Origin of the sequence: Paenilisteria rustica (assembly GCF_013820765.1) — a bacterium.
GTDB classification, from domain to species: domain Bacteria; phylum Bacillota; class Bacilli; order Lactobacillales; family Listeriaceae; genus Listeria_A; species Listeria_A rustica.
Genome location: NZ_JABJVM010000003.1, coordinates 128,168 through 140,174, shown reverse-complemented (window position 1 = coordinate 140,174; position 12,007 = coordinate 128,168). Strand labels below are relative to the sequence as shown.

Below are 12,007 nucleotides of genomic sequence, written 5' to 3'. Positions count from 1 at the left end.
CAAAGGCGTTTCTTTATGTAGTTGTCAAAGAGCAATGAAGCTGAGACAATCGAAGCAACAAATACGGTGATTGATTGTTTATGCCTTCATCGGCATACAGTTCTTTCCGTATCTATTCACTTTCTAGCTGGCTACTTCACAGCTATGTGATTATCATTTTAATAAACTTAATTGGTGGCTTGTTACGCCATGATGCTTGCAAATACGACGCTGTGAACATCCCTTTGCAAGTAAAATTTGAACGTTCTGCGCGTTTAATTCTTCGCGTAAATAATGAAGAATGACTGTTTCTTTTAATGCTAGTTTCATGCGTATTGTCCAGTCGCCCTCTAATTTACGAGCTAATGGGACGGCTTTACGCATCATGTCTTTAGTTTGCTTGTAAGTCATGTTCAACAACTCCATTTTCTTGTGTGCTAGAAAAACCATAGGCTTTTTCAAAAAAGGTTTTATTCACTCTGCCACGTTTCACTCTATAGCCTTGTTGTTTCATTTCTGCATTCAGCTCACGAATTTCTACATAAGCATATGATTCGCTAACTTGAAGTAATTCAGCTACTTGTTTAGCGTTTAGAAAATCCATACATATCACCTCTCTATAATTATTCTTAAACTCTATATTTATATAATAACAGCAATAAATACATAAGTCAAGAATAATAATACAATTTTAAAGGATTTTATATAAAAGGAGGATACTATATTGAATTTTTCACAGCGATTCCAAAATCTAAGAAAAAAAAATAAGCTCACTCAAAAAGAACTCTCATTAAAACTACAGTTACCTCAATCTTCAATATCAGGATATGAAAACAATGAACGAAAGCCTAGCATATCCATCTTAATCGATATCGCCAAAACTTTTAATACAACAATTGATTATCTTTTAGGACTATCAAACATTGAAGAAGAATCAAACTTTAGTTATAACTTTACTGATGACAATTATCTCGGGCAAAAAATACAAAACCTTAGAAAAAGCAATCACATCAATCAAAAAGCACTCGCTGATAAATTAAAAGTTACGCAAGCAACAGTATCTGCATATGAAACTGGAAAAACCTCACCTAATATTGATATATTAATTAAACTCTCAAAAATATTAAATTGTTCTACCGATGAATTACTTGGGCAAAGAAATAATGTTCAACTTGATAATGTAAACCTAGACAACACCGATATTCAGCACCGTTTAAAATATCTTAGACATGAAAAAAAATGGTCGCAAAATGACATTGCCAAATATCTCAATATACCGACATCACTATATTCAAGCTTAGAGAACGAAAGTAAAGAAATTGATGGCACAACATTAAAAAACATCGCAAAATTATACGATGTTACTACTGATTATTTACTTGGATTAACTGACATTAGAAATCATGAAAAAGGAAAAGCCGCAGAACTTTTAGAAAATCATCCAGCTGTCTCTGTACTATTCGATAGAGATGTTACAGAAGAAGAAAGCCTAGAAATGCTTGAACAATTTCTCGATTTTGTGGAATTTCAAAAATCACGCGGAAAAATGAAATAGACTTACATTTTTTCGTCATATTATAGTATCAATATTGTTTCTTTTACACATGAAAATAGCTTGAAATATAGTAAGATAAGTAAGCGACGTCGCCAAATCAAAAGGTGAGGCAGATGGATGCTATGAGAAATACAGAATTAGCGATAAAAAAATATAATCTTCAATTACATTTTAGTGATACGTTAACGGGCATATGGCTTTATGATAACAATTTAGTTATTATACTAAATGACAATGCGGGGATGCATTTCATCATTCAAAGCATAAACGTCATTTTGACTATGTTAGAAAACGAACTAAAATTGTAACATATACGGGGAGGCCTCTCCGTTATACATAACGCATCAAAAGTATTGTATTCTTACAATATTTTTTTATTAGGAGTGATTTTCATGCCCATTAAAAAATTAGATACTGGAAATTATCGAGTAACAGCTAGTCTTGGCTTCGACCCAATAACAGGAAAACACAGACGTAAATATATATCTAATGTAAAAACGAAAGCCGAAGCTGAGCAAATTTATGCTGATCTAAAGAGCAAATATACAAATAATGAACTTCCTACACTCAACAAGATTTCATTCAGGGAATTGAGTAGAATGTATTTCTCTGATTACACGCTTAATCAAAAACCAACATATATTAGAACACAAGAAGGATATGCAAAAAATCATCTTATCCCTTTTTTCAAAAATACAAATATCACAAAAATAACTTCTACCGAGATTCGACAATTCCAAAAAAAATTAATTAAGAAGAAAACTCTTTCAAACAACAGCATAAATAAACACTTAATCTTGCTTAAGAAAATATTTGATGTAGCCATTGAAAAGAAATATATTGTTACTAATCCATGCATTAACATAAAAAAACTGAAGGTTGAAAAACAAAAAATGAAATTCTGGACACTTTCCGAATTTAAAACTTTTATTAAAGCTGTTGAAGACGATTACTTAAAAACAAAGGACGAACAACCCGAGAAATTTGTTTTCATTGTTTTCTACTATACCCAATACCTAACTGGATTACGTGCTGGTGAATCAACTGCTCTATTATGGGAAGATAACACTTTTGAAAAACAAGAGTTCGATATAAATAAAACAGAAAGCCGAATCCATGGAAAAGTAGTCACAACCTCCCCAAAAACAAAATCAGGCATTAGGCATGTTAGCTATAACGCTAAATATAAAGACATCCTTATACAATGGAAAGAAATACAAAATAATATTCTAAATTCATATGGTATTGAAGTAACACCGCAAACTCATATTTTCCAATATAGTGATAAGATTCCCGACCGCGATAATTTCAGCACAAAGAAAATCAATAAAATATGTACTAGTACAGACATCACAGCCATTCGCTTACACGATTTCAGACATTCTCACGTAGCTTTGCTTATCGACAACAAAGAAGAGCTTACAGCCATTAAAGAGCGAATGGGGCACGCAAGTATTACTACAACAATTGATACTTATGGACATCTATTTCCGAACAAACAAAAAAGCATGTCCGATAAGATCGATGAACTTTTTTAATCGACTTGCAAATACTTGCAAATTCACAAACAAAAAAGAGCCTTCAAAAAACGGCATAAACCGTTGAGGCTCTAAGATGGGTTGTGAGGGGATCGAACCCACGACCCGCTGATTAAGAGTCAGCTGCTCTACCAACTGAGCTAACAACCCGTGCGATAAATGTTTTACCGACAAGATTCATTCTAGCACTTTCGCTCGGGCTTGGCAAACATTTCACACATAGATAGGAAGGGCCTCATTGCTGGGAGACCCTTCTTGTTTGCGGTCTATTCTACAATCTGATTGAAATACTGGTCATTTATCTCTCGTATCCGCTTTAATTCGCATTTTGGCTCGCGGTCGTATGTTAGCAGTCCGTTGATTTCGACTTCTACATCGGTCAGTTGGGTGTAGCAGTAGCCGTGTAGGGCTTTTGAGTTGTAAACGGCTTGCATGACGCGGCTGTAATCGGCGACGAATTCTTCGGCGTTTTTAACGGATGTGTAGCCCCAGCCTGTCTGGTCGCCGGTTTGAAAGCCTATTCCACCGAATTCTGTTAGCAAAATTGGCGCGCCTTGGTGCTCGAATCCTGCGGCATAAATGGCACGTAAGGTGGATTGGGATTTTAAAATGTTCTCTTTATCGTGAATCATTGCGCTAAAATCAGCATACTTCTGTGGTTCGTCTTCACGGCCGTGTGAATAATTATGCACTGCGCAAATATCGGTTTCTGTCATTTCCCAACCGTCATTGGAGATTACCGGACGGGTTTTGTCGAGCGAGTGGATGAGATGGTACATCGCCTGTGTGTGATGTTGTTGCTCGCGGTTGTTGTGAATGCTTGGTACGCCCCAGCTTTCGTTGATCGGCACCCAGGTCACAATACTCGGATGATTGTAATCGCGTTCGATAATTTCTAACCATTCGCGAGTCAGTCGGGTCGCCGCAGCTTCTGTATAAACTGGTGCCGCCGCACATTCGCCCCAAACGATGTAGCCCAACGTGTCTGCCCAATATAAAAAACGCGGATCTTCTACTTTTTGATGTTTACGGCAACCGTTGAATCCCATTTCCTTGGCGAGCTCGATATCGTAACGCAACGCTTCGTCGGACGGCGCAGTCAGCAATCCTTCGCGCCAGTAACCCTGATCCAGCACCAATTTTTGATAGTAGGGACGGTTATTCAAATAAACCATACCGGCCTCCGTGTGCACCTTGCGCATTCCGAAATACGACGAAACCGCATCATAGACCGCCGAATCATCCTCTAGGCAAAATTCAATCTGAAAAAGGTTTGGGTTTTCTGGTGTCCAATTCCAGCCGTCATTATGGTTCGGCGAGCGGAAAATCTGTTTTTGATAAACCGACACATCGCGTTGCATATGGTTTTGCGTCAATGTTACCGTATCCTCAGCAACTAGCGTCTCCCCGAAATGAATCCTATATCGTAAGCGCTTACCAATAACGCCGCCCGCAAAAATCAAATCGAGTTCCACCATACCTGTGTCAACATTTGGCGTCATGCGCAGCTTTTCAATATGTAGCGCGTCCACGATTTCCAGCCAAACCGTCTGCCAAATTCCCGTCGTGTCCGTATACCAAATCGCATCCGGTTCCGGCGTCCAACTCTGCTTCCCGCGCGGAATCGTCTCATCTTTTTGCGGATCAAATACCCGTACAACTAGCGTCACAGCCTCACCCACAGCCACAAACGGCGTAATGTCCAGCGTAAATGAAGTATGCCCGCCATCATGCTCGCCGACCATCTGCCCATTCACAAAAACGCTCGCCGAATAATCCACCGCACCGAAATGCAGTTTCACTTCCTTGCCACCATCCAAATCCCCATCAAGCGCAAACTCCCGCTTATACCAAACAATCTCGTGATGCGTCTGATCATCAATCCCACTAAGCGTCGTCTGATACGCAAATGGCACGATAATCCGTTTCGCAAACGTCGTATCCCCACGAAACCAGCCCTCACGCAACCCAACGTCTCCATCATCAAAAGCAAATTCCCATTCCCCGTTCAAATTCATCCAGTTTTCCCTCACAAATTGCGGTCTCGGATATTCTTCTCTCAACATTTCGCATCGCTCCTCCTTGTAAAAACGCTTACAATAAACTTTATAGTTAATCAAACAAAAAGCTATCTTAACTTGCATTATACATAAAACATAACTATTTTGTCAACATAATACAAATTAAATGAACTAAAAAGTAAATCATCGAACGGTTGCTTTTCCCCAAAAAATGTTCTATGCTCGAACAAACAAACTAGGAGGCTAATTCTATGACATTTCCTATTCTCCACACACAACGACTTATACTGAGACAAATAAGCATCGCAGATCTCAACGCAGTTTTCACCCTACGATCCAATCCAGATGTTGCTGCTTTTCAAGAACGTGCTTTGCATCAAAATCACGAAGAATCCGCGGCTTTCATCGAAAAAATAAACGTCGGAGTAAACAACAACGAATGGTTTTTCTGGGCAATAACGCTAGCAGAAACAGCTGAGCTAATCGGGACAGCTTGCTTATGGAATTTTTCAGAAGAAAGGACGCGGGCGGATTTAGGCTACGAATTATTGCCTTCATTTCAAGGTTCAGGGTATATGCACGAAGCCCTGCCACCCATACTTGACTACGGTTTCACGCAACTTGATCTGCAAAAAATCGACGGCGTAACCCACAAAAACAACGACCGCTCCACCCAACTCCTCAAAAAACTCGGGTTCACGCTAAATCCAGATTTTGCGGACGGAAACGAGATTATGTACACGATAAAAAAGAGAAGTTAGGAATTTGCGCCTAACTTCTCTTTCAGCTTTGTTGTGGCTCTAAGGAAATGTTCTGTATTTCCTTAGAGCCTCAATATGAGTGCGCACGTAGGGAGCATTCGTTCCTTGCACTCCGTCATGTTCCATGCGCCTAATCCAGCTTCAACGGCCAACTCCTCGAAAACTTCACGCCCTCCATAAAAAGCAAGAACGGCTTTTTACTGCGGTCGCTCCAGTTTTTTTCGGAGCTGAACGGGCCGTTTCAGCTTTATAATCTAATCCAGCTTCAACGGCCAACTCCTCGAAAACTTCACGCCCTCCATAAAAAGCAAGAACGGCTTTTTACTGCGGTCGCTCCAGTTTTTTTCGGAGCTGAACGGACCGTTTCAGCTTTATAATCGCCATACACTCTTCACAACATGTGTCTGCGAACGATCTGGGCCAACAGAAAACATCGAAACCTGAACGCCTGTTAATTGGGCAATACGCTCCATGTAATGACGTGCATTCGCTGGTAAATCATCGAGCGACTTCACATTCGTAATGTCCTCTTCCCAACCGTCCAACTCTTCATATACCGGTTTACAACGAGCTAATTCTTTCAAACTCGCTGGGAATTCCTCGATAACCTTGCCATCTAACTCGTACGCGACGCAGACTTGCAATTTCTTAATGCCTGTCAACACGTCCAAAAGCGTCAAGGAAAGATCGGTCAAACCACTCACACGGCGGGCGTGGCGGACAACAACACTGTCGAACCAACCAACACGGCGCGGGCGGCCAGTCGTCGTTCCATATTCACGGCCAACTTCACGAATATTATCACCGATTTCATTATCAAGCTCAGTCGGGAATGGACCATCACCAACACGTGTTGTATAAGCTTTTGCAACACCGACAACGTGATTAATTTTAGATGGGCCAACTCCGCTACCAATCGTTACGCCACCAGCAATCGGATTACTCGACGTTACAAACGGATATGTACCTTGGTCAATATCCAGCATAACCCCTTGCGCACCCTCAAAAAGAACACGTTTGCCATCGTCTAGCGCGTCATTTAATACGACCGATGTATCGCAAACATATTGCTTAAATTGCTGACCATATTCGTAATACTCTTCTAAAATATCTTCTATTTTAAAGCCTTCTAACTCATAGAAACGCTCCAATAAACGGTTTTTCTCTTGTAAGTTATGCTCTAATTTCTCTTTAAAAGTCTCTTTGTCCAAAAGATCCACGATACGAATACCAACACGAGCGGCTTTATCCATGTACGCTGGGCCGATTCCTTTTTTAGTTGTACCGATTTTGTTAGCACCTTTACGTACTTCGTCGGCTTCGTCAATGCGAATATGATACGGCAAAATAACGTGTGCACGGTTCGAAATACGCAGATTCTCCGTACTTACGCCTTTTTCATGCAAGTAATTCAGTTCCGTCACAAGCGCTTTCGGATCAACAACCATCCCGTTTCCGATAACACTAATCTTCTCTTTGTAAAAAATACCCGATGGAATTAAGTGCAATTTGTACGTTTCTCCATCAAATTTGATCGTATGGCCTGCGTTATTACCGCCTTGGTAACGCGCGATTGCCTCCGCATTCTCGGAAAGAAAATCCGTAATCTTCCCTTTTCCTTCATCGCCCCACTGTGTTCCTACAACAACAACTGAAGACATCTAAACACCTCATTTAATTGGTCTTTTAAGCTCGATTTCGCAAGCTTTTTCCACTACTAATTGTACCGTTTGTCCCAGCAATAGTCAATGAATTATCGAACGTTTTCGAAATGGAATGCAAAAATCGTTCGTCTATACGCAAAATGACAACCTTCCTACAAAAACGTAAGAAAAGCTACATATCTTGTCACGTAAATCGCAGGAAACCTGTCTTGAAGTTCGGTAAGATAGATTTAAGAGCTACGAGAAATGCTCAATCTATTGTAGGAGTTGGGAATAACATGAAGAAATTTATACTTATAGGAATGGTTCTGGGCGGTCTTTTACTCGTCTTGTCTGGTTGTATTTTTGACAAAGCGGAGGGCTTGATTGTCTACGGCAGTCAGGATCAGGTAACGAAAGCGATTGCTAGCAATAAGAAAAACATCGATTCATCTACTGTTTATGAGGCAAAACAAGATGGTGAAGGCGACAATTTGACGGTTTTCTTGAAGGAATCTGATGCGAAAAAAATGCAAAAACAACAGGCTTTCACGAAAATAGTTGATTCTAAGAAAACAGAGAAATTGAAAGAACTGCCTGCGACAAACGGGAAACTGCTTTTATTGGCGCAAGGTGATGCAACGAAAATCTCGATTGGCGGAAAAGAGCAACCGGTCACATACGGCGGCAATATCACGTTTGGAGATTCACGTGCTTACGCGACGAAAATCGTAATCGTTCCTGACGCTTTATGGGATAACGTCAATGCTAAATCAGAGAGCATTGCGATGGCGCTAATGAAAAAAGACGCAGCCGAATATTTAACCGATTTTAAAGATATTGATCGGGTGCAATTAGCTGACCTGAAATCATAATACAAAAAGAGATTATCGCTACCTTTTGACGGCGATAATCTCTTTTTCTTAGCCTTCTATCTCTTTTTGACGGTATTTCGGGAGTTTTCGCAAGACTTGTTCATAACCATGCGCTAACAATTTGGCTAAGAATTCTGCATTGTTTTCTTCCTCTAATAATACCGACACCCAATGTGATTTATTCATGTAGTAGCCTGGGATAATCGCTTGGTTTTCTGACCGCAAAATCTCGCCCTGATTCGGCTCCACTTTTACCGTGAGAATATCGCGGCCTTCTTTGTTCGTTCCGAGCATCGCAAACATTTTTTCACCTACAAAAAAGCGATCCGCGCCCCATTCTTCTTTATAGTCGTGCGTCGCGCCTTTCAAACTGAGCGCCGCCTCGTGAATCGTCGGGTATTTCGTCACTGTCACATCTCTCCTTACGCCTCTAATTCGAGCCCCGTCTTGTAAATAATCTCGTCGTTCGCTCCAAGTACTTGAAGTTTAACATCATAATTGATATTATTCAACACCGTTTTATAGTAGAAACGAAACGTCCCATCCGCCAAAAATTCGCCACCTTGCTTATCAATCACTGTCCCCGAGCTATTCGTTGCCGTCACGCGTAGTTTTTTCACATTCCCCGTGTAAGTTCCCGTAATATAAGAGGCACTCAGTTTATATTTAACCGGCGTCACCGTTTCCGTGTACACAATCTGGCTCTGAACGCGTGCCCATTGATGCGTCCCGTCCAAACATTTTTTTACATACATCAAATTATCTTGCTCCGTAGCGCCCGTTCCTTCCCTCACAAACGCCATTTTACCAATATTATTCACCGAAGCCCGCGCTAAGTCCGCCATTTTTTGCACTGGTAAAATCGCACCGGCTGGTTTCACAACTGAATTGATAGCGAGCGTTTGCGTGTAGTCATCGAATCGATATTCCCGCCCAATAATCAACGTTCGCTGTCCCTCATCAAGTATTTTCCGCTTACCCAAAATCAGATTTTCTGTATCTGGTTTATTAATATCCATAGCATAAATCGTCGTATTCAGCGCATTTTTTCCGACTTTCACACTGGCACGACCGTGAATCGTAACCAAATCGCAATTATCGAGCACATACACATATTCCGGTTGCTTTTTGCCAAGAATCCGGTTTTCCTCCACAATAATATTGCTAACATTCTTGCCCGCACCAGCTGCCACAACATCTCCATCCATCCGAATCGCTGCATCCGAAATCTCCTCGAACGTATTCCCACCGATAAAATGATAAATCGACGCGCCTTGTTTTCCCATCGTTCCACGACGAATATCAACCGCCGGCTTGCTCAGCTGATTAAACGACGACATGTGAATATTTATACCTTGGCAGCCTTCCATCAAAACTGCCGACCTCGGAGCATAAGAAATGGTAGTTTGGTTCGCCGCATCACGCACCACATTCCCATCCAAATCAACCTCCACACCAGTCGCATTCACTTTCACATTATCCATATAACTTTCATTCACATTCTCCAAATAAATCGCCGGCTCCGTCGCATCTTGCGGTCGACCCTGATCGAGTAACTTATTAAATGTCACATACTGCCCATTCTTCCAACTATCCAGCACCGTCGCACTATTATCAATATGAATATCCCGAAAAATAATTCCCTGACCCAATCCTTTTGGCTCCGGCTGCATATTATCCGGATATTCACTAATACAAGCAATCGCCGTTCCGCGGATATTCACAAACATCAAATTCTCAAAATGGCACAAATCATAAGGCCGAATCACACGAATCATCGTCGTTTTATTTATGTTCCCCATATCGAAACCAAGATTTTGAATATTCATATTCCGCATAAACGTCCGCTTACCCTCTTTATTAATATACTTAATTTCAATCGCAGCATTTCCTTCTTCTTTCCCGTCAAACAAGATCTTTTTCGCGCCGCCTGCATCCGTCACCAACTCGCCTCGTGGAACAATCATAGACGAAACCGGTGACGCTCCCATCAATTTGACCCCGGTATTTTCCAAACGAATCGGCTTTGTAATCACATACTCCCCAGGTGGGAAAAACACAATTCCCCCTTCCATCGCAACCGTCGAGTCTGGACCAAGCGGCGATACAAACAATGCATCAATCGCAGCCTGAATCGCCACTGTATCATCCGTCACTCCATCCCCTTTTGCGCCAAATAACACATCTTTCACGTTCACAACTGCTCCATCTAAAATCGTATCATCATACATCTCAAAATTCCTCCATTCTCTTTTTAAGAACAAATGTTCCTGTTTGAATATACCACGAAACCAAGTATCTAATCTCAAAAAATCCGATGTTGCAATCCACATTTATGCCAAAAGTGTTTCTAGACGCCAAAAAATCGCCTAAGTTGTCATCCAACTTGGGCGATTTCCATTTACAATCCTATTTGGTTTCTCACAACAATTTCCCGGCAAAACTTGAAAAGCTCCGGAATCGCGTCATCATCCTCAAACTTCACTTTCACGCAACCCTTACCAAATTTCGCATGCGATAACCGCGTTTTCATCTCCAAAACCAACTCAAAATCCAGCGTATGCACCGAAAAATGTGTTTTGGCATTCGAAAACGCGATATACTGCTTGCCAAATTTAAATGTTGGAATCTGATATGAAATCTTCTCCTCAAAGTCCGGATAATTTTCACGCATAAATGAAACAAACGTCATCGTCCATTTCCGTTGCTCATCCAGCTCTAACTCGGCGATATATTGGTCTACTGTTTCAACCACGCTAACTCCTCCTAACTCTGAAATTTTACAAGTGGTAATTCATCGGGTGCATATCTGATCTCTTCACGATAAAATATGGCATTCGTGGTTTGATAATATGGTCCTACAAAGATAAGTATTACAAAAAATAGATATCCTGCGAGGACTTCTAGATTTTGATGCCCCGTCGTAGTACCAGCAATTTGAACGCCGATTGGGATGATAAACCAGAGAACGAAACTCAGATGTAGCAGAAGCAGATCGAATTTACGTCCTCGCATTCGATCACGGCTTAGTGTAATAGCTTCAAGCGCGCCTAGTTCTGGATTATCCCGCATTAATCGAAACGTCTGGGAATAGCTGTATGACTTGACCAATCCAGGTATGAACAGGAGTAAGCCCCAACATACAACAAAGATCAAGGTCAATAAACTCGCTAGGAAATACCGCAAATAATTCGTTCGTGTAAAAACGTCTGTAATCACACGCCAGCTTGTTTTTTTCTCCTCTGCGATGTCTAAGAAAAACCACTGAATTGATGCGATTACTGGCAAAATAACCAGTGTATAGAACACGACTAAAATTATATTTGTTAGATTTGATTTTGGCAGAAGATCTCCGAGTGTTGGAATGGAAGTTGTCCAATCACCGAATATGATAAAAGTCGTACCTAGATCACCTGTCACATACATACAAACCAACCAAACAATAATCGAATAAAAATAAACTCCTTTTAACCTCTGCTTTGCTATCTTTTTCATTATGTATCCCCTTATCTTCCTGTCATTCTGCTGATGTCAACAGTTACCACCATTATATCTCAAAGTCACGCTACTTAACAACAAATAATGGAAAACCTGCCTTAACGACAGGCCTACCGTTAAAATAGCGTGTTCCATTC

12 protein-coding genes and 1 tRNA gene are annotated in these 12,007 nt (G+C 40.9%); 4 read left to right on the top strand and 9 right to left on the bottom strand.

The genetic code is table 11. The annotated features are described in order from the left end of the window. Positions 1–153: 153 nt before the first annotated feature. Positions 154–390, bottom strand: a complete 237-nt coding sequence (locus tag HPK16_RS04120; protein ID WP_246369242.1) for a hypothetical protein — start codon at positions 388–390, stop codon at positions 154–156. Beyond that, positions 371–583 (bottom strand): ICEBs1 excisionase, encoded by a 213-nt coding sequence (locus HPK16_RS04115; RefSeq protein ID WP_181675745.1) that lies wholly within the window; start codon positions 581–583, stop codon positions 371–373. The genes HPK16_RS04120 and HPK16_RS04115 overlap by 20 nt, the downstream gene beginning before the upstream one ends. A 120-nt stretch (positions 584–703) precedes the next feature. Here HPK16_RS04115 and HPK16_RS04110 point away from each other — a divergent pair, with 120 nt between their 5' ends. Together HPK16_RS04110 and HPK16_RS04105 are read left to right on the top strand one after the other, a co-directional pair. Beyond that, positions 704–1,534, top strand: a complete 831-nt coding sequence (locus tag HPK16_RS04110; protein ID WP_181675744.1) for a helix-turn-helix domain-containing protein — start codon at positions 704–706, stop codon at positions 1,532–1,534. 392 nt (positions 1,535–1,926) lie between these two features. Further along, positions 1,927–3,072: a tyrosine-type recombinase/integrase gene (locus HPK16_RS04105; RefSeq protein WP_181675743.1), complete on the top strand. Its 1,146-nt coding sequence runs from the start codon at positions 1,927–1,929 to the stop codon at positions 3,070–3,072. 77 nt (positions 3,073–3,149) lie between these two features. Here the strand turns inward: HPK16_RS04105 and HPK16_RS04100 are convergent. Together HPK16_RS04100 and HPK16_RS04095 are read right to left on the bottom strand one after the other, a co-directional pair. Then, positions 3,150–3,222, bottom strand: a tRNA-Lys gene (locus HPK16_RS04100). A 116-nt stretch (positions 3,223–3,338) separates the two neighbouring features. Next, on the bottom strand, positions 3,339–5,138 hold the full coding sequence (locus HPK16_RS04095) for a glycoside hydrolase family 2 protein (protein ID WP_181675742.1): 1,800 nt from the start codon (positions 5,136–5,138) through the stop codon (positions 3,339–3,341). 206 nt (positions 5,139–5,344) lie between these two features. Here HPK16_RS04095 and HPK16_RS04090 point away from each other — a divergent pair, with 206 nt between their 5' ends. After that, positions 5,345–5,854, top strand: a complete 510-nt coding sequence (locus tag HPK16_RS04090; protein ID WP_181675741.1) for a GNAT family N-acetyltransferase — start codon at positions 5,345–5,347, stop codon at positions 5,852–5,854. Between the two features lie 371 nt (positions 5,855–6,225). On the opposite strand, the gene HPK16_RS04085 is transcribed toward HPK16_RS04090, so the two are convergent. Further along, complete coding sequence (locus HPK16_RS04085) at positions 6,226–7,515, bottom strand: adenylosuccinate synthase (RefSeq protein ID WP_036061244.1); 1,290 nt, start codon at positions 7,513–7,515, stop codon at positions 6,226–6,228. A 281-nt stretch (positions 7,516–7,796) separates the two neighbouring features. Between HPK16_RS04085 and HPK16_RS04080 the strand changes: the two genes are divergently transcribed. Continuing rightward, complete coding sequence (locus tag HPK16_RS04080; RefSeq protein ID WP_181675740.1) at positions 7,797–8,372, top strand: lipoprotein BA_5634 family protein; 576 nt, start codon at positions 7,797–7,799, stop codon at positions 8,370–8,372. Between the two features lie 48 nt (positions 8,373–8,420). Here HPK16_RS04080 and HPK16_RS04075 read toward each other — a convergent pair whose 3' ends face one another. The 4 genes from HPK16_RS04075 to HPK16_RS04060 all read right to left on the bottom strand — a co-directional run bounded on the left by HPK16_RS04075 (position 8,421) and on the right by HPK16_RS04060 (position 11,867). Beyond that, positions 8,421–8,780, bottom strand: coding sequence for an MmcQ/YjbR family DNA-binding protein (locus tag HPK16_RS04075; RefSeq protein ID WP_181675739.1), 360 nt, complete (start codon positions 8,778–8,780; stop codon positions 8,421–8,423). Between the two features lie 14 nt (positions 8,781–8,794). Next, complete coding sequence (locus tag HPK16_RS04070; protein WP_181675738.1) at positions 8,795–10,603, bottom strand: glycosyl hydrolase family 28-related protein; 1,809 nt, start codon at positions 10,601–10,603, stop codon at positions 8,795–8,797. A 170-nt stretch (positions 10,604–10,773) separates the two neighbouring features. Then, positions 10,774–11,127: an iron chaperone gene (locus HPK16_RS04065; RefSeq protein ID WP_181675737.1), complete on the bottom strand. Its 354-nt coding sequence runs from the start codon at positions 11,125–11,127 to the stop codon at positions 10,774–10,776. 11 nt (positions 11,128–11,138) lie between these two features. Beyond that, entirely contained in the window at positions 11,139–11,867 is a 729-nt protein-coding gene (locus HPK16_RS04060; protein WP_181675736.1) for a DUF975 family protein, read from the bottom strand. Positions 11,868–12,007: the final 140 nt, after the last annotated feature.